The 22920-nt window shown below is 72.9% G+C and carries 21 protein-coding genes and 2 pseudogenes; 9 read left to right on the forward strand and 14 right to left on the reverse strand.

The features are described from left to right. The first annotated feature begins 10 nt into the window (after positions 1–10). Positions 11–289, forward strand: coding sequence for an aquaporin (locus HET64_RS12465; protein WP_308370007.1), 279 nt, complete (start codon positions 11–13; stop codon positions 287–289). Here the strand turns inward: HET64_RS12465 and HET64_RS12470 are convergent. The 6 genes and pseudogenes from HET64_RS12470 to HET64_RS12495 all read right to left on the reverse strand — a co-directional run bounded on the left by HET64_RS12470 (position 186) and on the right by HET64_RS12495 (position 6069). Then, a complete protein-coding gene (locus HET64_RS12470; protein WP_215104836.1) occupies positions 186–548 on the reverse strand; it encodes a chorismate mutase in 363 nt (120 codons plus the stop codon). The two genes, HET64_RS12465 and HET64_RS12470, sit on opposite strands and share 104 nt — an antisense overlap. A 25-nt stretch (positions 549–573) precedes the next feature. Next, positions 574–984: pseudogene (locus HET64_RS12475) on the reverse strand (helix-turn-helix domain-containing protein); the annotation flags it as partial. Beyond that, positions 976–2013: pseudogene (locus HET64_RS12480) on the reverse strand (ABC transporter permease); the annotation flags it as partial. The pseudogenes HET64_RS12480 and HET64_RS12475, both read right to left, overlap by 9 nt. Continuing rightward, entirely contained in the window at positions 2010–3533 is a 1524-nt protein-coding gene (locus tag HET64_RS12485; RefSeq protein ID WP_215104838.1) for a sugar ABC transporter ATP-binding protein, read from the reverse strand. The pseudogene HET64_RS12480 and the gene HET64_RS12485, both read right to left, overlap by 4 nt. A 224-nt stretch (positions 3534–3757) precedes the next feature. Beyond that, positions 3758–4939, reverse strand: a complete 1182-nt coding sequence (locus tag HET64_RS12490; RefSeq protein WP_215104840.1) for an ROK family transcriptional regulator — start codon at positions 4937–4939, stop codon at positions 3758–3760. A 170-nt stretch (positions 4940–5109) separates the two neighbouring features. Then, positions 5110–6069: a beta-ketoacyl-ACP synthase III gene (locus tag HET64_RS12495; protein WP_215104843.1), complete on the reverse strand. Its 960-nt coding sequence runs from the start codon at positions 6067–6069 to the stop codon at positions 5110–5112. A gap of 244 nt (positions 6070–6313) precedes the next feature. Here HET64_RS12495 and fdhD point away from each other — a divergent pair, with 244 nt between their 5' ends. Then, positions 6314–7162, forward strand: a complete 849-nt coding sequence (fdhD, locus tag HET64_RS12500) for a formate dehydrogenase accessory sulfurtransferase FdhD (protein WP_215104845.1) — start codon at positions 6314–6316, stop codon at positions 7160–7162. Positions 7163–7207: 45 nt separating this feature from the next. On the opposite strand, the gene HET64_RS12505 is transcribed toward fdhD, so the two are convergent. Beyond that, positions 7208–7423 carry a DNA-binding protein gene (locus HET64_RS12505; RefSeq protein ID WP_215104847.1) on the reverse strand — a complete coding sequence of 72 codons (216 nt, stop codon included), beginning with the start codon at positions 7421–7423 and terminating at the stop codon, positions 7208–7210. A 47-nt stretch (positions 7424–7470) separates the two neighbouring features. After that, positions 7471–8520: a bile acid:sodium symporter family protein gene (locus HET64_RS12510; protein ID WP_215104849.1), complete on the reverse strand. Its 1050-nt coding sequence runs from the start codon at positions 8518–8520 to the stop codon at positions 7471–7473. Positions 8521–8716: 196 nt separating this feature from the next. Between HET64_RS12510 and HET64_RS12515 the strand changes: the two genes are divergently transcribed. The 4 genes from HET64_RS12515 to HET64_RS12530 all read left to right on the forward strand — a co-directional run bounded on the left by HET64_RS12515 (position 8717) and on the right by HET64_RS12530 (position 13274). Beyond that, positions 8717–9610 (forward strand): LysR substrate-binding domain-containing protein, encoded by an 894-nt coding sequence (locus HET64_RS12515; protein WP_215104851.1) that lies wholly within the window; start codon positions 8717–8719, stop codon positions 9608–9610. Positions 9611–9945: 335 nt separating this feature from the next. After that, a complete protein-coding gene (locus tag HET64_RS12520) occupies positions 9946–11745 on the forward strand; it encodes a long-chain fatty acid--CoA ligase (RefSeq protein ID WP_215104853.1) in 1800 nt (599 codons plus the stop codon). A gap of 115 nt (positions 11746–11860) precedes the next feature. Beyond that, complete coding sequence (locus HET64_RS12525; protein ID WP_215104855.1) at positions 11861–12697, forward strand: aldo/keto reductase; 837 nt, start codon at positions 11861–11863, stop codon at positions 12695–12697. Positions 12698–12806: 109 nt separating this feature from the next. Continuing rightward, positions 12807–13274, forward strand: a complete 468-nt coding sequence (locus tag HET64_RS12530; protein WP_215104857.1) for an RICIN domain-containing protein — start codon at positions 12807–12809, stop codon at positions 13272–13274. A 31-nt stretch (positions 13275–13305) separates the two neighbouring features. Here the strand turns inward: HET64_RS12530 and HET64_RS12535 are convergent, their stop codons facing one another. Together HET64_RS12535 and HET64_RS12540 are read right to left on the reverse strand one after the other, a co-directional pair. After that, positions 13306–14247, reverse strand: a complete 942-nt coding sequence (locus tag HET64_RS12535) for a trans-aconitate 2-methyltransferase (protein ID WP_215104859.1) — start codon at positions 14245–14247, stop codon at positions 13306–13308. Then, a complete protein-coding gene (locus HET64_RS12540; RefSeq protein WP_215104861.1) occupies positions 14244–15254 on the reverse strand; it encodes an AraC family transcriptional regulator in 1011 nt (336 codons plus the stop codon). The genes HET64_RS12535 and HET64_RS12540 overlap by 4 nt, the downstream gene beginning before the upstream one ends. Before the next feature lie 89 nt (positions 15255–15343). Between HET64_RS12540 and HET64_RS12545 the strand changes: the two genes are divergently transcribed. Together HET64_RS12545 and HET64_RS12550 are read left to right on the forward strand one after the other, a co-directional pair. Beyond that, a complete protein-coding gene (locus HET64_RS12545) occupies positions 15344–16294 on the forward strand; it encodes an NmrA family transcriptional regulator (RefSeq protein WP_215104863.1) in 951 nt (316 codons plus the stop codon). 116 nt (positions 16295–16410) lie between these two features. Beyond that, the gene (locus HET64_RS12550) at positions 16411–17373 is read left to right on the forward strand and encodes a LysR family transcriptional regulator (protein ID WP_215104864.1); all 963 of its coding nucleotides are present in this window, start codon (positions 16411–16413) and stop codon (positions 17371–17373) included. 82 nt (positions 17374–17455) lie between these two features. Here HET64_RS12550 and HET64_RS12555 read toward each other — a convergent pair whose 3' ends face one another. Continuing rightward, a complete protein-coding gene (locus tag HET64_RS12555) occupies positions 17456–17761 on the reverse strand; it encodes a 4a-hydroxytetrahydrobiopterin dehydratase (RefSeq protein WP_215104866.1) in 306 nt (101 codons plus the stop codon). A gap of 98 nt (positions 17762–17859) precedes the next feature. On the opposite strand from HET64_RS12555, the gene HET64_RS12560 reads away from it, so the two are divergent. After that, positions 17860–18690, forward strand: coding sequence for a helix-turn-helix domain-containing protein (locus tag HET64_RS12560; protein WP_215104868.1), 831 nt, complete (start codon positions 17860–17862; stop codon positions 18688–18690). Between the two features lie 68 nt (positions 18691–18758). Here the strand turns inward: HET64_RS12560 and secD are convergent, their stop codons facing one another. Genes secD through HET64_RS12575 form a run of 3 tightly spaced genes read right to left on the reverse strand, consistent with a single transcriptional unit; the run spans position 18759 to position 22548 of the window. Further along, positions 18759–21116 carry a protein translocase subunit SecD gene (secD, locus tag HET64_RS12565; protein ID WP_215104870.1) on the reverse strand — a complete coding sequence of 786 codons (2358 nt, stop codon included), beginning with the start codon at positions 21114–21116 and terminating at the stop codon, positions 18759–18761. A gap of 35 nt (positions 21117–21151) precedes the next feature. After that, positions 21152–21838, reverse strand: coding sequence for a hypothetical protein (locus HET64_RS12570; protein WP_215104872.1), 687 nt, complete (start codon positions 21836–21838; stop codon positions 21152–21154). Further along, positions 21835–22548, reverse strand: coding sequence for a rod shape-determining protein (locus tag HET64_RS12575; RefSeq protein WP_215104891.1), 714 nt, complete (start codon positions 22546–22548; stop codon positions 21835–21837). The genes HET64_RS12570 and HET64_RS12575 overlap by 4 nt, the downstream gene beginning before the upstream one ends. Positions 22549–22920: the final 372 nt, after the last annotated feature.

Genomic DNA, 22920 nt, shown 5'->3' on the forward strand with positions numbered 1-22920 from the left:
CCCTTACGCGGTGGGGGCGACGACGGCCGTGGTCATCGCGGTGCTCGGTCCGTTGAGCGGTGGATCGGTCAATCCGGCACGGCAGTTCGGCCCGGCGTTGCTGGCCGGGGACGTCGACCGGCTGTGGGTGTATCTGCTCGGGCCCGTCCTGGGCGCGGTGCTCGGCTCGGGATTCGTCGGCGTGGTCAGGTCCGGGGCCGGTCCGTGGGCCGGTCAGTGGGCCGGTCTCCCCCACCGTTCTCCGCTTCGTCGGCGATGCGCTCGTGGTGGCGGATCACCTCGGCGATGATGAAGTTCAGCAGCTTCTCGGCGAACGCCGGGTCCAGGTTGGCGCTCTGCGCGAGCTGCCGGAGCCGCGCGATCTGGCGGGTCTCGCGGGCGGGGTCGGCGGGCGGCAGCTTGTGGTCCGCCTTGAGGCGGCCGACCTGCTGGGTGGCCTTGAAGCGCTCGGCCAGCATGTGGACGACGGCGGCGTCGATGTTGTCGATGCTCTCGCGCAGCCGGTTCAGCTCGGCCTGGACGGAGGCGTCGATCTCGCTCGTACTCATGGTCAGCGAGCTTAGACGGCCGCTGTCAGGTGGTGATCGTCGGTGGGTCGTCGGGGTCGGGCACCCGGTCGCTCCAGCCGCCGGGCACGCTGCGGCCCTGCTGTTCGCGGAAGCGGACGGGGGCGGTACCGACGCGGCGGGCGAAGAGCCGGGAGAAGTAGGCGGGGTCGTCGTACCCGACGCGGCGGGCCACGGCGGCGACCGGGAGGTCGGTGGCGGCGAGGAGTTCCTTGGCCCGGCCCAGGCGGATGCCCAGCAGGTAGTCCTTGGGGCTGCAGCCGGCGCCCCGCCGTACGGCGGTGCGCAGTTCGGCGGGGGTCATGCCGTGCCGGGCGGCGTGCTCGGCGACGGTGAGCGGCTGGTACGCGTCGCGGGCCAGCGCCTGGAGCACCGGGTCGCCGTCGGGGCCGATGTCGGCGCGGGCGCGGCGCATGGTGCGGCGCTGGACGAGGACGGCGGCGACGATGATGGCGCCCTTGGCGATTTGCTGGACGTCGCTCTGGAGGTTGTTGAGAGCGAAGATGTTGGTGATCGTGGTGAAGATCAGGACGCCGAGGACGGAGCCGACGATCGTGCCCCGGCCGCCGCTGAGCAGGGTCCCGCCGATGATCGCGGCGGCGATGGCGTCGAGCTCGTACAGGTTGCCGTTGGTGTTCTGGCCGGAGCCGGCGAGCACGATCAGCATGAAGGCGGCGATGCCGCAGCACAGCCCGGACAGCAGGTAGAGGTAGAGGCGCTGGCGGCGGACGTCGATCCCGGCGAGCCGGGCGGCCTCCGCGTTGCCGCCGACGGCGACGGTCCGGCGGCCGAAGGTGGTCCGGTTCAGGATCAGCCAGCCGACGACGGTGACCACGGCGAACATGATGACCAGCGGCGGGATGCCCAGGATGTAGGAGTCGGGCAGGCCGAGGTCCAGGACCGAGTCCACGGTGACGATCTGGGTCTTGCCGTCGGTGATCTGGAGGGCGAGCCCGCGGGCCGAGGCGAGCATGGCCAGCGTCGCGATGAACGGGACCATGCCCCCGTACGCGATGAGGACGCCGTTCACGAGTCCGGCGGCGAGGCCGACGATGACCGCGGTGAACGCGATGCCCGCGAAGCCGTACTCCTGGGTGGCCAGGGTCGTCGCCCACACCGAGGCGAGGGCGACCATCGCACCGACGGAGAGGTCGATTCCCCCGCTGATGATGACGAAGGTCATGCCGACGGTGACGACACCGATGACGGACGCCTGGGTCAGGATCAGCTGGAGGTTCCCGGTGTCCAGGAAGGCGTCCGGTTCGGTGATACCGCCGACCAGGATCAGGGCGGCCAGGACGCCGAGCAGGGACAGGATCCGGACGTCGAGCCGCAGACCGAGGGCCGGCATGCCACCGCCCGACTTCTGGGGCGGCGCGTCGGAGGGGCCGGTGAGGGCCCCCTGGTCCGGCCCGTTGTGCTGCGCCGACGGGGCGGGCTGTGTCATGGCGTCGGGCTCCCTTCCATCACGAGGTCGAGTACGCGGTGCTCGTCGAGCTCCTGGGCGGGGGCCGTGTGGACCACTTGGCCCTCACGGAGCACCAGCACCCGGTCGGCGAGGCCCAGGACTTCGGGCACTTCGCTGGAGACGAGCAGTACGGCGAGGCCTTCGTCGGCCAGCCGGCGGATCACGGCGTAGAGCTCGGCGCGCGCGCCGACGTCGACGCCACGGGTGGGTTCGTCCAGCAGCAGGACCCGGCAGCCGCGCAGCAGCCAGCGGGCGAGGACGGCTTTCTGCTGATTGCCGCCGGAGAGGGTGCGGACGGCGGCGTCCGGGTTGTCGGGCCGCATCTGCAGTTCGCGGGTGGCGCTCTGCGCGGCCTTCCGCTCCCCGCCCCGGTCGATCCAGCCGATCCGGGCGAAGCGGGAGAGGGAGGAGACCGAGACGTTACGGGTGACCGACTCGGTCATCAGCAGGGCCTGCGCCTTGCGCTCCTCGGGCGCGAGGCCGATGCCCGCGGCGACGGCGGCGCGGACGCTGCCGGGGCGGAGCTGCTTGCCGGCGACGGTGACGGTCCCGGTGCTCGCCTTACGGGCCCCGTAGATCGTCTCCAGGATCTCCGAGCGTCCCGAGCCGACGAGTCCGGCCAGACCGACGATCTCGCCGGGGCGCAGTTCGAGGTCCACGGGTGCGAACTCACCCTTGCGGGAAAGGCCTTGGACCCGGAGAACGGGTTCGGCGGTGTCGGCGGCGGGCTCCTCCGGGCGCGGCGGGAAGACATAGGCGACGTCGCGGCCGGTCATCATGGCAACGATGTCGCGGGTGGGAGTGTCCGCGGCGGGCAGCCCGACGGCCACAGTCCTGCCGTCCTTGATGACGGTGACCCGGTCGCCGATGCGGCGGATCTCCTCCAGCCGGTGCGAGATGTAGACGACCGCCACCCCGTCGGCGGTGAGGCCGTCGACGATCCGGAAGAGGTTGTCGACCTCGTCGGGGTCGAGGGCGGCGGAGGGCTCGTCCATCACGATGAGGCGGACGTCGTGGGAGAGCGCCCTGGCCATGGAGACGATCTGCTGCTGGGCGGCGGAGAGGTCCCCGACATGCCGGGCGGGGTCGATCTCCGGGTGCCCGAGACGCGCCAGCAGCGCTTTCGCGGCGAGACGCCCCTCCCCCGTACGGACGATGAAGCCGGCGCTGGTCGGCTCGTGGCCGAGGAAGACGTTCTCGGCGACCGACAGGCCCTCGACCAGGTCGAGTTCCTGGTAGATGGTGGCGATGCCCAGGCGCATGGCCGCGATCGGCGACTTGAGCTGGACGGTTTCGCCGCGCCAGGTGATCTCGCCGTCGTTGGGCTGGTGGGCTCCGGCGAGCACCTTGATGAGGGTGGACTTGCCCGCACCGTTCTGGCCGAGGAGGCAGTGGACCTCGCCGGCCTGGACCTCCAGGTCGACGCCGTCCAGGGCGCGGACGCCCGGGAAGAGCTTGGTGATGCCGGACATGGTGAGCAGGGGTGGTTCTGGTGCCATGACGAATCCCCTCGGCGAATGGGGTCTCCCCTGCTCGGGCGGTGCCGAGGGGCCGGGGAGGGCCGGTGAGCGGACAGGGCGCAGGGCTGGAGGTGCCGTGGAGCCGGCGGCACCGCGAACGGCTGCTGACTGGTACCTGACGTGCGTGTACTGACGAGTACCTGACTAGTACCTGGCTGACGCCGGGTACCTGACCAATGCGGTGGTGCGTACGGCCCTGTGGTTCAGGCCGGTGAGAAGAGGTGGTCGCTGATGAGCCGGGCCGCGCCGATCACTCCGGCGGTGGGGCCCAACTCGCCCAGCACGATGGGGAGGTTGCCGGTGGCCAGGGGCAGGGACTGCTTGTAGACCTGGGTGCGGACACTGGCGAGGAGGTTGTGACCGAGGCCGGTGACCCCGCCGCCGATCACCACCAGACCGGGATTGAAGAAGCTGACCAGGCTCGCGATCACCTGGCCGAGCCGATTGCCGCCTTCGCGGATCAGGTCGAGGGCCGCCGTGTCCCCGGCGGCGGCGGCCGCCGCGACGTCGGCGGCGGTGAGGCGGCCCGCCGCCTCCAGCCGGGCGGCGAGCTCGGGCGAGCGGCCGTCCCGGGCCGCGTCCTCCGCGTCCCGGGCGAGGGCGGCGCCGCTGAAGTGGGCCTCCAGACAGCCCTTGTTGCCGCAGGCGCAGGCCCGGCCGTCGGGGTCCACCTGGATGTGCCCGATGTCCCCGGCGCTGCCGGTCGTACCGCGGTAGACCTCACCGCCGACGACGATGCCGCAGCCGATGCCCGTACCGATCTTGACGCAGAGGAAGTCGCCCACGGAGCGGGCCACGCCCGCGTGCTGCTCCCCCATCGCCATGAGGTTCACGTCGTTGTCGACCATGACGGGGCAGCCCAGCTCCTGGCTGAGCGCCTCGCGGACCGGGAAACCGTCCCAGCCGGGCATGATCGGCGGCGCGACCGGCACGCCCTCGGGGAAGCGGACGGGGCCGGGGACCCCGATGCCCGCGCCGTCGAAGCCCTCGGCGAGCCCGGAGGCCCGCAGTTTGGCGGCCAGCGACAGCACCTGCTCGAAGACGGCGACGGGGCCCTCGCGCACGTCCATCGGGTGGTTGAGGTGTCCCAGGACCTCCAGCTCCGCGTTGGTGACGGCCACGTCGATCGAGGTGGCGCCGATGTCGACCCCGAGGAACCGCAGTTCGGGAGCGAGCCGGATGTTGTGCGAGCGGCGCCCGCCGCGCGACGCGGCGAGTCCGTCGGCCACCACCAGGCCGGTATCCAGCAGCCGGTCCACCTCGACGGCGAGCTTCGAGCGCGACAGCTCGACCTGATCCCCCAGTTGCGCACGGGAGTTGGGGCCCCCGTCGCGCAGCAGTCGGAGCAGCCGCGCCTGATGCGCGTTCGCGGGTCGTGCCGTCATGCGTCTCACGCGTCCCTCCCCGCCACATCGGCCAGTCCGTCGGGCTTTCGAGGGGAACGTAGCAGCGCTTTCCCGGAGTGGGAAGAAGTTGCGCAGGAATCCGCTCCAACTTTCTCCACACTCAGGACAAAGGTTTTCGGCCGGAGCTCACGCGGACGCCGGGGAACTCGTCAGGGGCAGCGGATGACCTGGCCCGCGTAGGAGAGGTTTCCGCCGAATCCGAAGAGCAGGACGGGCGCGCCGGAGGCGACCTCGCCGCGCTCGACCAGCTTGGACAGGGCCATCGGGATGGAGGCGGCCGAGGTGTTGCCGGAGTCCACCACGTCACGGGCGATGACGGCGTTGACCGCGCCGATCTTGCGGGCGACCGGCTCGATGATCCGCAGATTGGCCTGGTGCAGGACGACGGCCGCCAGATCCTCCGGGGCGATGCCGGCCTTCTCGCAGACCCTGCGGGCGATCGGGGGGAGCTGGGTGGTGGCCCAGCGGTAGACGGACTGGCCCTCCTGCGCGAAGCGCGGCGGCGTCCCCTCGATCCGGACCGCGTTGCCCATCTCCGGCACGGAGCCCCACAGCACCGGTCCGATGCCAGGCCCCTCCGGGGTGTCGGGGGCCGTCGGGTCGGCGGTGACGACCGCCGCGCCCGCGCCGTCGCCGAGCAGGACGCAGGTGGAGCGGTCGGTCCAGTCCGCGATGTCAGCCATCTTGTCGGCGCCGATGACCAGCGCCCGGGTCGCCGCACCGGCCCGGATCGCGTGGTCGGCGGTGGCCAGCGCGTGCGTGAAGCCGGAGCACACCACGTTGATGTCCATCACGGCGGGCGAGCCCATGCCCAGCCGTGCCGCGACCCGCGCCGCCATGCTCGGGGACCGGTCGATCGCGGTGGAGGTGGCGACGAGGACCAGATCGATGTCCGCGGGCACCAGCCCGGCCGTGGCCAGCGCCTTGGCTCCCGCGTGCGCGGCCATCTCGTCGACCGGCTCGTCCGGGCCACCCACATGGCGGGTCTTGATACCGACCCGGCTGGTGATCCACTCGTCGCTCGTGTCGACCATGGCCGCCAGATCGTCGTTGGTGAGCACCTTGGCGGGCTGGTAGTGGCCGAGCGCCACGACACGTGAGCCGGTCATACGGGTTCCCATCGTCGGGTAGGGCAGGAAACATCCAGTCTTGGTCGCTACCGCCGGGTACGGGGGCACGTGATCCCACAGGAATCCGGCCCACACGTTGGAGCGTTGACAACAGCCTGGTCAGCATGCTTGAGCCGTGGCTGCGACATGCCGGTGCGGGTGCCGGACAATGACGGGGTCGGGTTCCGGCTTCACCCATCCGGACAGAAACCATCGCACACGGACAGAATCGGGGTTCACATCCATGGGACGGGCCACCGAACGCCGCCGCACCCTCCGCATCCGGGACGGTGCCGTCTCCTCCCGCGCGGACACCCTGGTGGCGGAGGAACCTCTGGAGATCCGCCTGAACGGCCGGCCGCTGGCCATCACCATGCGTACGCCGGGCGACGATTTCGCGCTGGCGGCGGGCTTCCTCGTCAGCGAGGGGGTGATCGCCGAGGGGGACGAGGTGCAGTCGATCGTCTACTGCGCCGGGGCGACGGCGGACGGGGTGAACAGCTACAACGTGGTGGACGTGAAGCTCGCGCCCGGGGTCCGGGTCCCCGACATCACCCTGGAGCGGAACGTCTACACCACCTCCTCGTGCGGCCTGTGCGGCAAGGCGAGCCTGGACGCGGTACGCACCACGACCCGGCACCCCGTGGCCGACGCTCCCCCGGTGCGGATCACCCCGGAACTGCTGTCCGCGCTCCCGGACCGGCTGCGGGCCGCGCAGCGGGTGTTCGACCGGACGGGTGGCCTGCACGGCGCCGCGCTGTTCTCCGAGGAGGGCGAGCTGCTTGACGTCCGCGAGGACGTCGGCCGGCACAACGCGGTCGACAAGCTGGTGGGCCGGGCGCTGACGGACCACCGGCTGCCGCTGTCGCGGGCCGTTCTGCTGGTGTCGGGGCGGGCCTCGTTCGAGCTGGCGCAGAAGGCCGTGATGGCGGGGATCCCGGTGCTCGCGGCGGTTTCGGCGCCGTCGTCACTGGCCGTGGACCTGGCGGCGGAGAGCGGACTGACGCTGGTCGGTTTCCTGCGCGGCCCGTCGATGAACGTGTACGCCGGTGAGCACCGGATCGCGTTGGAGGCGCCGGTCAGCCGGGGCTGAGGCGGGGAGGAAGCCCGGTGCGGGGAGGCCCGGAGTATACGGGCCTCACTCGCCCGCGAAGGCCAGACCCTCGGCGGCCAGCGCCTCGCGGAGCACCCTGATCGCCTTCGGGCCGACCCCGTGCAGCGCGAGCACCTCCGCCGCGGTCACGGTCGTGAGCTGGGCGAGGCGCGTGTAGCCCGCCGCCCGCAGGGCGCCCCGGGCCGGATTGCCCGCCCCGTGCGGAAAGTCGTCGGCGGGGGTACCGGGCTCATCACTCATGGCGCTTCCTCGCTGTCGGCTACCGGCTACCGGCTACCGGCTACCGGCTACCGGCTCACCGTAACCGGCGGGTCCGACAACGCCCCGGAAGCGGAATCCGCATCCGCCGGGTCCCCGGGCGGCTCGGGATCGCGGGAGCGGCGCTTGGCGATCACCGCGCAGACCATCAGCTGCAGCTGGTGGAAGAGCATCAGCGGCAGTACCGCGAGGCTCGCGTGCGCCCCGAAGATCACGGTCGCCATGGGCAGCCCGGCCGCCAGGCTCTTCTTCGACCCGGCGAACTGGATGGCGATCCGGTCCGCCCGGCCGAACCCGAGCCGCCGCGCCCCGTACCAGCTCAGGGTGAGCATCAGGGCCAGCAGGACCGCCTCGGCGGCGAGCAGCGCGCCCAGCCGGGCCGGGGTGACCTGGCGCCAGACGCCGGCGACCATCCCCTCGCTGAACGCGGTGTAGACGACGAGCAGGATCGACCCCCGGTCGACCAGGCCGAGAACCTTCTTGTGCCGGGTGAGGAAACCGCCGACCCAGCGGCGCAGCACCTGTCCGGCGAGGAACGGGACGAGCAGGTGGAGGACGATCTTCAGCAGGGCGTCCGCCGAGAACCCGCCCCCGGTCGAGCCGAGGAGCAGGGCGGCGAGCAGCGGGGTCACGAGGATCCCGGCGAGGCTGGAGAAGGACCCGGCGCAGATCGCGGCGGGCACATTGCCCCGGGCGATCGAGGTGAAGGCGATGGACGACTGGATCGTCGAGGGGACCAGGCACAGGAAGAGGAAGCCCGCCTGGAGTTCGGGCGTCAGCACGTACGGCACCAGTCCGCCGCTCGCCAGCCCCAGCAGCGGGAAGACGACAAAGGTGCAGGCCAGGACGGTGAGGTGGAGGCGCCAGTGCTTGAGCCCGTCGAGCGCATCGGCCGTGGAGAGCCGCGCCCCGTAGAGGAAGAACAACAGGGAGACCGCGCCGGTGGAGGCCCCGCCCGCCACATCGGCCGCGGTTCCCCGGGCGGGCAGCAGCGCCGCGAGGGCCACGGTCGCGGCCAGGGCCAGGAGGTAGGCGTCGACCGGCAGCCAGGACGGCGGTCGCGGGATGCGGCGGGTCATCTGCTCGGGGTCTCCAGGGGTCGGTCCGCCGCGCCGGGCGGACAGCCGTGCGTGCCGCTGTTCGCGGGCGGCCCCTCACGTACACGCGGTCCTGCGTGCGGGCCGTGTGCCGACATCCATCCTGCTCCCGCTCCTCCCCATCGGGAATCACGCATACCGCTCTGACTGTCATCACGGATCCCGATAACGTGGGCCCATGGACGCCACGTACGACCCCGCCCAGCTGCGAACCTTCCTCGCCGTGGCGCAGACCCTGAGCTTCACCCAGGCCGCGCGCCGGCTCGGGATCCGCCAGTCCACGGTCAGTCAGCACGTGCGGCGTCTTGAGGGGGCGGCCGGGCGGCAGCTGTTCACCCGGGACACCCATCGCGTCGACCTCACCGAGGACGGCGAGGCGATGCTCGGCTTCGCCCGGACGATCCTGTCGGCGCACGAGCGGGCCGCCGCGTTCTTCACGGGCACCCGGCTGCGCGGCCGGCTGCGGTTCGGGGCCTCCGAGGACTTCGTGCTGACCCGGCTCCCCGAGATCCTGGAGTCCTTCCGCCGCGACCATCCGGAGGTCGAGCTCCAGCTCACCGTGGAGCTGTCCGGGACGCTGCACCGCCAGCTCGCGGCGGGCCGGCTGGATCTGGTGCTGGCCAAGCGGCGGACCGGCGACACCCACGGCGAGCTGATGTGGCAGGACGCGCTGGACTGGATCGGCGCGCCGCAGCTACGGGTCGATCCGGAGCGCCCCCTGCCGCTGGTCGTCTTCCCGCCGCCGGCCATCACCCGTGCCCGCGCCCTGGAGGTGCTGGAGGAGCAAGGGCGGGCCTGGCGGATCGCCTGTACGAGTACGAGCCTGAGCGGTCTGGTCGCGGCGGCGCGGGCGGGCCTGGGCGTGATGGCGCACTCCCGGGGGATGATCCCGCCGGGGCTGGCGGCGGTTCCGGCCAGGGCAGGGCTGCCGGAGCTCGGCGGCGTCGACTTCGTCCTGCTGCACGGGAACCGCCGGGGTGCGGCCCAGGAGGCGGCCGACGCGCTGGCCTCCGCGATCCTGGCGGGCGGCGACCGGCTGCACCGCGGGACCGGCGGCGGGGAAGCACCGTAACCGCCCCGTGGACCCGCGGTGATCACGGTGATCACCGCGATCGCAGTGGTCGCGGTGTTTCGAGGTGTTCGAGGTGTTCGAGGTGGTCACGGTGGGCGCAGCGGTCGGATTCGGTGGAGATTCCGGCGCGAGCCGCTTACCCCTCCGGCAGAACTGGGCCGGACGGACGCCCGAGCCTTGCCCATCTGGCCGGATTTCGACGGTTGACCTGGTCGGACGTCACGGTGCCCGAAGGGTCCGGGCCCCTCCCGCCGGGCCCCCGCTTGGGGTAGCGTCGCGGCGCTGTGCGGAGCGCCACGAGGAGCATGTCATTGCGCGATTTCACTGTCCCACCCATGCCGGCGGCACCTCAGGTCGGCGGTCTGGCCGATGTGGTCTTCGACTACGCGGAGGACGATCCGCACCGCGTCGCGCTCGGCCGCAAGGACGCCGGGGGCCAGTGGCGTGATGTGACCTCTGCGCACTTCCGCGATCAGGTGCTGGCCCTGGCCAAAGGGCTGATCGCGCACGGGGTGCGGTTCGGCGACCGGGTCGCGCTGATGTCCCGTACGCGTTACGAGTGGACGCTCTTCGACTTCGCGCTCTGGACCGTCGGGGCCCAGTCGGTGCCGGTCTACCCGACCTCCTCCGCCGAGCAGGTCCTGTGGATGCTGCACGACGCCGAGGTGGTGGCGGTGATGGTCGAGCACGAGGACCACGCGATGACCGTCGGCTCGGTGATCGACCGGCTGCCGCACCTGAAGCGGCTGTGGCAGCTGGACGCCGGAGCGGTGGACGAGCTGTTCGGGGCGGGCGCGGACATCGACGACGAGGTGGTGCAGCGGCACCGGCGCGCGGTGACGCCCGACTCCGTGGCGACCGTCATCTACACCTCGGGGACGACGGGCCGCCCCAAGGGGTGTGTGATCACCCACGCGAGCTTCATGTTCGAGAGTGACACGATGGTCACGCGCTGGGAGCCGGTGTTCCACTCCAAGCCCGGCGACGAGGCGGCCACCCTCCTCTTCCTGCCGCTGGCCCATGTCTTCGGGCGGATGGTCGAGATCGCCGCGGTCCGCGGCCGGGTCAAGCTCGGCCACCAGCCGGAGCTGTCCGCGAACGCGCTGATGCCGGACCTGGTGACGTTCCGGCCGACGTTCATCCTGGCGGTGCCGTACATCTTCGAGAAGGTGTTCAACGGGGCCCGGCGCAAGGCCGAGGCGGAGGGCAGGGCCGGGCCGTTCGACAAGGCCGTCGACATCGCGGTGAAGTACGCCGAGGCCCTGGAGCAGAAGGCGTTCGGGGACGGTCCCGGCCCCTCGGCCGGGCTGCGGATGCAGCACCAGTTCTTCGACAAGGTCGTCTACAAGAAGGTCCGCGACGCGATGGGCGGCCGGGTGCGGCACGCGATGTCGGGCGGCTCGGGCATGGACCGCCGGCTCGGACTGTTCTTCGCGGGCGCCGGGGTCAGCGTCTTCGAGGGGTACGGACTGACCGAGTCGACCGCCGCGGCGACGGCGAACCCTCCCGAGCGCACCCGGTACGGCACGGTCGGCCAGCCCATCCCCGGCACATCGGTGCACATCGCGGACGACGGCGAGGTGTGGGTGCACGGGCCGAACGTGTTCTCCGGCTATCTGGGGAACCCCGGGGCCACCCGGACGGTGCTGCGGGACGGCTGGCTCGCCACCGGGGATCTCGGCGCGCTGGACGAGGACGGCTATCTGACGATCACCGGGCGGAAGAAGGAGATCCTGGTGACGTCCGGTGGCAAGAGCGTCTCCCCGGCCGGCCTGGAGGAACGCGTACGGGCGCATCCGCTGGTGGCGCAGTGCATCGTCGTCGGCAACGACCGCCCGTACATCGCGGCGCTCGTCACCGTCGACCAGGAGTCCGTGGACCACTGGCTGTCGATGCAGGGCCGCACCCCGCTCGGCCCGGCCGACCTGGTGCGGGACCCGGATCTGGAGATGGAGGTCCGCCGGGCGGTGGTGGCGGCCAACACGGCGGTGTCCCAGGCCGAGTCGATCCGTACGTTCCGGATCCTGGCCCATCCGTTCACCGAGGAGACGGGGCTGCTGACGCCCTCGCTGAAGCTGAAGCGCAAGGCGATCGAGAGCGCGTACGCGGTCGAGGTCGACGCGCTGTACCACTGACCCGGCGGCGGCGCGGCGGCACGACCGGGGCTGCCGGAAGAGGGCGGGAATGCTGGGACCTGTCCGCTCGTTGTCGTGGGGAGTTATCAACCGACGACGTTAGGATCGATCGCTCGTGAGCCAGGTCCCCTCCATCACCCTCAACAACGGCCTCGACATGCCGCAGCTCGGTTTCGGTGTCTGGCAGGTGCCGGACGACGAGGCGGAGAAGGCCGTCGCCACGGCCATCGAGACCGGGTACCGGAGCATCGACACCGCCGCGATCTACGAGAACGAGACCGGCACCGGCAAGGCCGTCGCCGCCTCCGGCGTCGCCCGTGACGAGCTCTTCGTCACCACCAAGCTGTGGAACAGCGAGCAGGGCCACGACAGCACCCTGCGCGCCTTCGACGCCTCGCTGGACAAGCTCGGCCTGGACTACGTCGACCTGTACCTGATCCACTGGCCGGTACCGGCGAAGGACGCGTACACCGACACGTACAAGGCGTTCGAGAAGATCCTCGCCGACGGCCGCGCGAAGGCGATCGGCGTGTCGAACTTCCATCCCGAGCACCTGAAGCGGCTGCTCGCCGAGTCCTCCGTGGTGCCGGCCGTCAACCAGATCGAGCTGCACCCGCAGCTCCAGCAGGCCGAGCTCCGCGCCTTCCACGCCGAGCACGGCATCGCCACCGAGGCGTGGTCGCCGCTGGGCCAGGGCAAGGGCCTGCTGGAGGTGCCGACGGTCGTCGCCATCGCCCACAAGCACGGCCGTACGCCCGCCCAGGCGGTGCTGCGCTGGCACCTGCAGACCGGCAACATCGTGATCCCGAAGTCCGTGACCCCGTCGCGGATCAGGGAGAACCTCGACGTGTTCGGCTTCGAACTGGACGCCGACGACCTCGCCGCCTTCGCGGCCCTCGACGAGGGCAAGCGGCTCGGCTCCGACCCGGCGGAGTTCAACGTCGGCGCCTGAGCGTCCGGCCGACGGCGCCCCCACCGGGATCACGGTGGGGGCGCCGTCGTCAGCCGGTGCGCCGGCGGCAGTACGGCAGGACACAGGTCGAACCGGGGAGACAGGGAACATGAGCGGCGAACTCGCGCCCGTCGTCGAGGCGGGTCCGTACCGCCTGCGCAACGTCGGCAGCAGGCTGGTGCTGGAGGTGTACGGCGCGGCCAAGGGCAGTGGGGCCCGGGTCCAGCAGGGCGAGGACGACGGGACGGCGGCGCAGGTGTGGCGGCTGGCCCCGGTGCACGAGGGCGCGGCCCTCTTCCACCTGGTCAACGAGCACAGCGGGAAGCGGCTGGACGTGGCCAATGCCGATACCTCGAACGGCACCCGCGTCCAGCAGTGGAAGGCCAACAACTTCGGCGCCCAGGAGTGGCTGATCGAGCAGCACCCGGAGGCCCCCGGGACGGTGACGCTGGTGAGTTTCATCAGCGGCCTCGTCATGGAGGTCGCCGACCGTTCCACCGCCGCCGGGGGCACCGTTCAGCAGTGGGAGGACACCGACTCGCCCTTCCAGTGGTGGCGGTTGGAGCCGGTGACGTAGGGCGGCGGAGGAGCCGGGGACGGCGTCGCCCTCAGTCGCGACGGCCCAGGTGGACCGTGCGGGCGGCGAGCAGGTGGACATCGGGGCGGCGGTGAAGGCCTTCGGGGTCCTCGGGGTCCAGGAGCCGGTCCAGTACCGCGCTGTCCTCGGCCGACAGCAGATCGCCCAGCACCTCCCGCTCGCGGGTGATGCTCGCGACGACATGGTCGCGGGCGGGACCCGAGAGCGGGGCGGGCAGGTCGAGGAGGAAGCTCCGGGTGCCCTGCGGGACGAGGCCGACCGCGGTGAAGAGCGCGCTCCAGTCCTCGGTCTCCCGCTTCGCTCCCGGGAGTTCGGACCGCATGTGCTCGAAGCGCGTGGCGGCGGCGGCGCCCATACGGGCCTCCAGGCCGGGCTGTCCGATGCCGATGTCGCGGGGCAGCCGCCGGGTGGGCAGTCCGCCCTCGACGAGCGCGACCGTGCCGCCGGACCGCAGGAGCCCGGCGAAGCCTGCCAGAGCGGCGCGCTGGTCGCCCAGGTGGTGCAGGGAGTTGCCCGCCCAGATCAGATCGGCCTCGCCCAACCGGTCGAAGTTCGCGGGGAGTTCGGCCTCAAGGGTCTGGAGGCGGTCGATCACGCCGTGGCGCCGCGCGCGGTTCTTCGCGCGTTCCAGGAGGGCGGGGGTGGCGTCCACCGCCACCACTTCGGCCTCCGGGAAGACCTCGGCCAGCAGGCAGGAGACGACACCGGGGCCACTGCCGATGTCCAGGACCCGGCGGACCTTCGGCGCGGTGGGCAGGGCGGCGATCCAGCGGGCGGCCTCCTCGTACTGCGCGCCGTTGAGTTCGGCCTCCTGCTCCAGCAGGGGTCCGAGGACGTCCCAGTCGATGTCCGTGGCCGGGTCGCCGCCCGATCCGTGCACATGGGCGTGGGCGTGTACGGGCGTGGCGGGTGCGTGCGCGTCGTGGTGGCCGTGACCGGCGTGGCTGCTCATGGGATCAGCCTCTCCAAAGGGCGGTCGCCCGGCAATCTTCTTTGCCGGTCCGGCAAATCGAGGTGGTCCCCCGGCGGGCTGCCGCGGTACTCCTGCGGGCTGACTCCCCTGACCCGCTTGAACGCCGCGCTGAAGGCGAAGGGGGTGCTGTAGCCGACCTTCCGGGCCACGGCCTCCACCGTGGCGTCGCTCTCGCGCAGCAGGTCGGCCGCGACGGCGAGCCGCCGGCCGGTCAGGTACGCCATCGGCGGCTCCCCGACCAGTTCGGTGAAGCGCCGGGCGAGACCGGCCCGGGACACCCCGGCGCGGGCGGCGAGCGAGGCGACGGTCCAGGGGTGCGCCGGGTCGTTCCGGAGCAGCCGCAGCGCCGTGCCCACGACCGGGTCGCCCATCGCGCGGTACCAGGCGGGGGCGTCGGCCCCGGGCCGGGCGAACCAGGCGCGGAGCACGGCGATGAGCAGCAGGTCCAGCAGGCGGTCCAGGACCACGCGCTGGCCCGGCTCGTCCTGGGCGATCTCCGCGTCGAGCAGATCCAGCAGCGGCCGGGTCCGCGTGTCCGCGGGGACCGTGAGCAGCGGGGGCACGGCGTCGAGCAGCCGGCGGCTGATCTCGCCGTCCAGCAGATAGGTGCCGACGAGGACCGTCGTGGCGCCGTCGACCGCGTTTCCCCAGGTCCGTACGGACAGCACCATGTCCTGGGAGAGCGGCCGGCCGTGCAGCGTGGTGCAGACGCCGCCGGGACCGACGAGCGCGTGGGGTGCCGTACCGGGGGCGTCGGCGACGGTGTACGGATCGGGGCCGCGGACCACCGCGATGTCCCCGGGGCCGAGCCTGACCGGTTCGCCTCCGTCGGACGGGACGATGAACGCCGTGCCGCGCCGGACCGACATGAGGCAGATCGGGGCCCGGTCCTCGACCCGTACCGCCCAGGGCGGGTCCATCACCATGCGGAGCAGAAACGCGCCCCGGGCCCGTGGCCCGTCCAGGAGTCCGGCGAGAGCGTCCATGGCCGCCAGCCTAGACGCGTGGACGGAGAAGTAGGCGCCTGAGTCTTTGGAGCATGTCCGGGCGGTCCCGGGCCCGGGAGCCTGGAGCCATGACGGAGAACGCGTTCACGCGACGAGACGACGACAACGGCGACAGCGATGGCAACGGAAACGGTTACGGCGAGGGCGGCGGACGGGGCGTGGGACTGGAGGCGGAACCGGGAGCGGGAGTGGCCGCGGGAACGGTTCTGGTGACGAGCGGCACGGGCAAGACCGGCCGTCGGGTGGTGGAGCGGCTGAGGGCCCTGGGGGTGCCGGTCCGCTCGGGTTCCCGCACGGGCGAGGTGCCGTTCGACTGGCAGGACGCGTCGGGTTGGGCGGCGGCGCTGCGCGGCGCCCGGGCCGCCTATGTGGCGTACTACCCGGACCTGGCGGTGCCCGGAGCGGCCGAGGCCATGGCCGCCTTCGGGCGGACCGCCGCGGCGTGCGGGGTACGCAGGGTGGTGCTGCTGTCGGGTCGCGGCGAACCGCGGGCGCTGGTCGCCGAGGAAGCGCTGCGCGGGGCCGCCGGGACGGCGGAGGTCACGGTCGTCCGGTCGGCCTTCTTCGCGCAGAACTTCAGCGAGAGCGCGCTGCTGGACGGCGTGCTCGGCGGCGAGGTGGTGTTCCCCGCGGGTACGACGGCGGAACCGTTCCTGGACCTCGACGACCTGGCCGACGTGGTGGTGGCCGCACTGACCGGGGAGGGGCACGCGGGGGCGGTGTACGAGCTGACGGGCCCCCGGAGCCTGACGTTCGCGGAGGCCGCCGAGGAGCTGGGCCGGGCGGCGGGCCGGCCCGTGCGGTACGTGCCGGTGACGGGACCCGCGTACGCCTCGCTGCTGGCGGAGTTCGAGGGGTTCGGCCCGGAGGCGGAATTCCTGGCCGAGCTGTTCGCGACGCTGCTGGACGGCCACAACGCGGCGACGACGGACGACGTGCAGCGGGTCCTGGGACGGGAGCCGAAGGACTTCTCCGTCTTCGTGTCCGAGGCCGCCGGGGACGGTGCCTGGCACGGCTGAACCGGAACGCCGCATCCCGCCGCCAGGGCCGGCGGAGTACACCCCGTATACACCGACCGAACGGTAGGCGGAGCGCACATATTGCCGGGGTGCTCCCGGGCCCATAACTTGCCCTTATGGAGCTCGAGTTGCGCCATCTGCGAACGGTCCGTGCCATTGCCGACACGGGCAGCCTCACCAAAGCCGCCGCCACGCTGGGGCTTGCCCAGCCTGCCCTCAGCGCTCAACTGCGGCGGATCGAGAAGGCCCTGGGCGGCGCTCTGTTCGACCGCGACCACACCGGGGCGCGGGCCACCCCGCTCGGCGAACTGGTGCTGGAGCGGGCCCGGGTGGTGCTGCCCGCGGTCAGCGAACTCCAGGCGGAGGCGGTGCGGTTCGCCAATGCCACGGGGTCGCTGGACCGGTTCCGGCTGGGCGGCACGCACGGTCCGCTGCTCGGCGGCCTGGTGGACCGGATGGCCGCCGCGCACCCGTCGGTGCCGGTGTCGACGTACACCTCGTGGTCGGTCGCCGAGATCGCCTCGCTGGTGATCGACGGCCGGCTGGACTTCGCGCTGATCGGAACGTGCGGCGAGAGTCCGCCGCCGCTGGCGGACCGGCTGGTCTGGGAGGTCGTCGGGGTCGACCCGGTCTTCGTCATGCTGCCGGAGGATCACGCCCTGGCCGGTGAGACGGAGCTGGAGCTGGCGGCCCTCGCGGACGAGTGCTGGGCGGACGTGCCCGGCGACGGCTGCTTCGCCGACTGTTTCACCGCGGCCTGCGCGCGGTCGGGCTTCACCCCGGTGTCGGTGTACGAGACGGACACCACGTCCGTCGTCCATCTGGTGCAGGTGGGGCGGGCGATAGGGCTGTGCCGGGCGACGTTCCCGCCGGCGCCCGGCCTGGTGACCAGACCGCTGGCCGGCGCGCCGCTCAGCTGGCGGCATCTGGTGGGCTGGCACCCGCACTCCCCCGCCGCGGACGCCGCGGCGGGGACGGTGGCCGGAGCGACCCGCGCGGCCTACGCCGAGGCGGTGTCGCGCAGCCCGAGCTACGCGCGGTGGCTCGGCGCGCACCCGAGGTTCGGCACGGTGGCCTGAGCTCCGGGCCGGGTGCGGGGGCGAAGCCGGGGCCGACCGGCCCACCGCGGCGCGGCCCGGCGGCCTGTTCGCCCCAGCCGGACTACTCGGCCCCGTGAGCCGGGGCGGCGCTCGCCACCCGGGCGGCGAGCGCGAGGTCCTTCTCGGTGACCGCGCCCCCCGCGTCGTGCGTGTGGACGGAGAGGGCCACCGTGTTGTATCCGAGCGTCAGGTCCGAGTGATGGTTCAGCTCGTCCTGGATCCGCGCGATGTGGACCGTCAGCGCGGCGGCGGCGAAGTGCGAGGGAAGCCGGAAGGTCCGGGTGATCCGGTCACCTTCCAGCGCCCAGCCGGGCAGGCTCTCCAGCCGGCGGTCGGTCTCGGTCGGCGACAGCGGCTCTGCGCTCATGGAACGGCTCCCGTGGGTCTCGGTGGATCGGCGCGTGCGTCACAGCGGTCCGGGGGCCCGTACCGGCCCCGGCCCGCCGGTGACGTTACGGTCTTGGCATGACGACTGTCTTGCCCGACACGGGAGTAGGGCCGCTGCTGCGGGACTGGCGGGAACAGCGGCGCATCAGCCAGCTGGAACTGGCCCTCCGCGCCGACTCCTCGGCCCGCCACATCTCGTTCATCGAGACGGGCCGCTCCCGGCCCAGCGAGGACATGGTCCTGCGGCTGGCCGAACAGCTGAACGTCCCGGTCCGTGAACGCAACGCCCTCCTGGTGGTCGCCGGTTACGCGCCGCGCTACGCCCAGACGCCGCTCGACGACCCCGCGATGGCCTCCCTCCGCGAGAGCCTCGACCGGCTGCTCGCGGCGTACGAGCCGTATCCGGCGCTCGTGGTGGACGGCACCTACGGGGTGGTGGCGGCCAATCGGGGGATCGCCCTGCTGCTCGACGGGGTGCCGGAGAAGCTGCTGGCCCCGCCGGTGAACGCCATGCGGCTCACCCTCCACCCGGAGGGGCTCGCCCCGCGCATCGTGAACCTCCCGGAGTGGCGGGCGGACCTGCTGGCGCAGATGGACCGCCAGATCGCCCTCGTACGCTCGCCGGAGCTGCGTGCGCTGTACGACGAGGTGGCCGCCTACCCGGTCCCCGCACGGGCGGCCGGCGTGGACCGTCGCACCCACGGTGCGGGCGGTGCGGGGCGGGAGCGCTCCGCCGCGTTCGCGCTGCCGATGCTGCTCGAACACGGGGGCCGGGTCCTGTCGTTCGTGTCGTCGATCGCGACGTTCAACACGCCGATGGACGTGACGGTGGCCGAGCTGGCCATCGAGACGTTCCTCCCCGCCGACCGGGAGACGGCCGCCTATCTGCACGCCCACGTCCCGTCCTGAACCCTGGTCGCCGGCGCCACGACCGGCCGTGGGGGCGGCCGGTCGTGGCGCCGGAGCGCGCGATCGCCTCAGACGCGCGCTCCGTTGTCGAGCGGATCCCGCCGGGACGCGCCCGCGCGTCCACGCGCGGAGCCCTTGGCCTTCCGCTTCCCGGGGACGGGCGGCGGGGTCTTGGCGTTCCGCTCCAGGAGGATGGCCCCGGGCACGGCGGCGAACACCGAGGACCAGGTGCCGACGACGATGCCGATGAGCAGGGCGAGCGCGAAGTCGGCCAGCGAATCGCCGCCCAGCACCGCGAGGGCGGTCAGGATGAACAAGGCGCCCATCCCGGTGTTCACCGTGCGCGGAACGGTCTGGAGGACGGCCCGGCGGGCGATGGTGTCCAGCGGCGCTCGCCGGTTCGCCCCCCACAGCTCCCGTACCCGGTCGAAGACCACCACCGAGTCGTTGACCGAGTAGCCGATGACGGTGAGCAGGGCGGCCAGGAAGATGCCGTCCACCGGCCGTCCCAGCCAGGCGAAGGCCCCCACCACGAGGATCACGTCGTGCACCATGGCCCCGACGGAGGCCACGGCGAACGTCCAGCGGAACCGGACCGCCAGGTAGGCCAGCTGAACGGCGACGGCGACCCCCAGGGCGATCAGCGCGTTGCGCCGCAGTTCGTCGCCGAGACTCGGGCCGATCAGCTCGTCCCGTACCTTCGTCGTCTCGCCGCCCTCCTCGGCGAGGGCGGCCCGCAGGGCGTGTTCGCCGTCGTTGTCGAGCTTTCCGGTGCGTACGGACAGGTCGCCGTCCCCGGCCGTGGTGACCTCGGCGTCCCCGAACCCGGCGGCGGTGAGCGTGTCCCGGGCCGTCTCGACGTCGACCGGGCGGCTGGTGGAGTACTCCACCAGCCGGCCCCCGGTGAACTCGACGCCCAGATCGACGCCGCGCACCACGGTCCCGGCCACCGCGACGGCGACCAGGGCCGCCGAGACGACGAGCCAGCGGACCGGCTTCCGGAAGAGCCCCGGGTCCTTGCGGACCAGCCAGGTCCGCACGGCGCCGGGGCGCGCGATGCCGTTGACGCTCCGGTAGTCGCTGACGAAGCGGGAGTTCGCGGCGATCTCGGTGAGCGCGCGGGCGATGACCAGCGCGGAGAACATCGAGGCGATGACCCCGATGGCGAGGGTGACGCCGAAGCCCTTGACGGGGCCCGAGCCCAGGAAGAAGAGCAGTCCGGCCGCGATCAGCGTGGTCGCGTTGGAGTCGGCGACCGCGCTCCACGCCTTCGTGAATCCGGTGGTCAGCGCGGAGCGCAGGGAGCGTTTCGGCCGTTCGGCGCACTCCTCCCTGGCCCGTTCGAAGACCAGGACGTTCGCGTCGACCGCCATCCCGATCGCGAGGACGAAACCGGCGAGCCCGGGGAGCGTCAGCGTGACACCGAGGGCGACGAGCGCGGCGTAGGAGATCACCCCGTACGCGCCCAGTGCCACGGCGGCCAGCGCACCGAAGAGACGGTAGACGAGCGTGATGAAGAGTGCGGTGGCGGCCGCGCCGATGAGGGCCGCCCGGGCGCTCGCGTCGATGGCCGCCGCGCCGAGCGTCGGGCCGACGGTCCGCTGCTCGACGATCTCGACGGGCACGGGCAGGGCCCCGCCCTTGATGAGCAGCGCCAGGTCACGCGCCTCGTCCGCGCTGAACGAGCCGGTGATCTGGGTGGCCCCGGACGGCAATCCGGCCCGGCAGCCGACCGAGGGGTCGACCTGCGGCGAGGAGATGACCTTCTCGTCGAGGACGATGGCGACCCTCCGCCGGTCGTCCCCTGCGGGATGACAGGCGGCCTCGCCGGTCAGCTCCTTCCAGTCCTGACCGGCGTCCTTGCGGAATTCGAGCGAGACGCTCCAGCCCGCACCACCCTGCGCGTCGAAGCCCGCGGTGGCGTCCTCGACGCCCGCGCCGGAGAGCCGGGCGGCGCCGAGGGCGAGGGCGCGGCCCTGCTCGTCGGGGAGGGTCAGCCGGTCGGGGTCGGCGGTGGAGCCCGGGTCGGCGGTGGGATCGGAGCCCGAGGGCTTCTCGTCCGCCTCCTCGGCCGCCGGGCCCTCGACCGCGTGGAAGGTGAGCTGGGCCGTCCGGCCGATCACTTCGGCGGCCTGGCGCGGATCCTGGACGTCGGGCAGTTCGACGATGATCCGGTCCTCGCCGGACCGGGTCAGGGTCGGCTCGGAGACGCCCAGCGAGTCGATGCGCTGCCGCAGCACCTCCAGGGTGCGGTCGGTGGTCTCCCGGTCCGCCTCGACGGTGGCGGTGTCCCGGGCCTGGAGCACGATACGGGTGCCGCCCTGGAGGTCGAGGCCGAGTCTGGGCGACATGGTCAGGCTGATGTAGACGGAGACGAGCAGGACGGCGACAGCCAGAACCGCTCGCACCGTGGTGGCGCGAGTCATGGAAATCCTCCGGTGGGGCGCCGAACGCCCTCACCTCAGTGAGGACGCGGCGCCGGGTCGGCAGAACAGGACGGATGACCGGTCGTGGGACCGGTGGTCCTGCCCGGAGGCCCCCGTACACCGGGGAGCGCGCCCCTGCGGCCGCCGGGTACGTCGGAGGAATCCGCGACGACGTGCTGGACGCCGGCGCACGGCTCGGCCGGCGCCGGCGGAGCGGGCGTCAGTGCGTCGTGCGGCGGCGGTGGCGCGTGAAGAAGCAGATACGCCCGGCCGGTGCCCGCCCGGGGGGCCTGCGCCGGATCGGCAGCCGCCCTGGGCTGCTCGTGCCCGGCCTGCGCCACCGCGCCCGCAGCCGTGGAGGACGCGGCCACGACCCCGCTCGCGCGGTCCGGCTCCCCGCGGTCGGATCCGCTGAACTGCCCGGCGCGATGCCGGAAGTCGTGCAGGGAGTTGCGCCCGGCGTGGTGTCGGGAGTTGTGCCCGGCACGGTGCCGGGAGTCGTGCCCGGCATGGTGCCCGGCGTGCTGGGGCCGCGGTGCGGTGAGGGCCGAGGCGGCGGCGGTGACGGCGGGCGCGAGGCTCCCGGAGGTCGGCGGGGCGAGCGCGGCGCCGGTCGCCGAGGTGGCGCCGATGACCAGGGTGAGGACGGTGAGGACCAGGGTGGCCAGCAGACACCGCGCCCGGGACGCGTTCGGCCGGGACGGTCGCGGGTACGGCGTCACCTCGGTCGGCCGAATTGCTCGGGCGACACCGTCGGATGGCGGAGCACGGAGCTGAGGATCTGTCCGGCGCCGCGGACGACCGTGGTAGACGGGTCGTCGGCCAGGCGCACCCGGGTGCCGAGGCAGCGGGCGATGCGATCGGTGACGTCGGCTCGCAGCGCGCCGCCGCCCGCGAGCACGGGGCCCTTGCGCAGGGCTCCGCGGATCGCGCCGTGCCGGTCGTGCCGCCACATGGACGTGATCATGTCGAGCACCGTGCGGACGAGGACGGCCGGCAGCTTCGCCGGATCGAGGCGGTCGAGGTCGTCGAGTCCGCTCTCGGCCTGCCGGGCGTCGGCCACCAGGCCGTTGACGAGGAGCGTGACCTCGGTCAGCTCGGCTCCCATGTCGACGACGAGAAGGGGGCCCGTCTCCCTCGGTCCGGCGTACGCGGCGGCGGCCCGGGCGCTGCTGAGGACCAGGACGCGCGACGTGCCGAGCCCGGCGAGCAGGGCGCGCGCGGCGGTGCGGTGTTCGGCCCCGGCCAGCACGGGGTGGCTGAGAACGATCACGCTGTCGCTGCGGTCGGGGCCCAGGGCCACGTCGGCGATGCGGCCGAGCAGCCGGCCGCAGGACTCGGGGTCGACGATGCGCCCGCGCCGGACCGGCCGCTCGTCGCCCCCGTGGGAACCGGAGCCGGGGAACGGGTCGAGAAGTCCCCGGCCGGGCACCCAGGCCCGGGTGCGGGAGCTGCCCAGGTCCAGGGCCAGTCCCCGGGCGGCCGGGGGAAGGCCCGGTGCGCCTTGGGCGCCCGGGGCGCGCAACTGCTGGTGGCGCGTCCGGAGCCCCCCGTGGGAACGCCCCGCCCCGAATGCCCCGGCACCGCTCCCGTCACGAAGCGGTCCGGGGCCCTTCCCCCATGGGCCCGCACCCGGGCGGAGCGGCCCTCGCCACTCGCCGGGCACGGAAGTGAGCGGGCCGCGAACGGCCAGGACCGGAGTGGTCGGGAGAGCGGCGGCCGGGACGGAAACGGCCGGAGCGGGAACGGCCGGGGCGGGGAGGGTCGGAGCGGGAACGGCCGGGGCGGGAACGGTCCGGGCAGG

This window comes from Streptomyces sp. McG3, assembly GCF_018619185.1.
GTDB lineage: Bacteria > Actinomycetota > Actinomycetes > Streptomycetales > Streptomycetaceae > Streptomyces.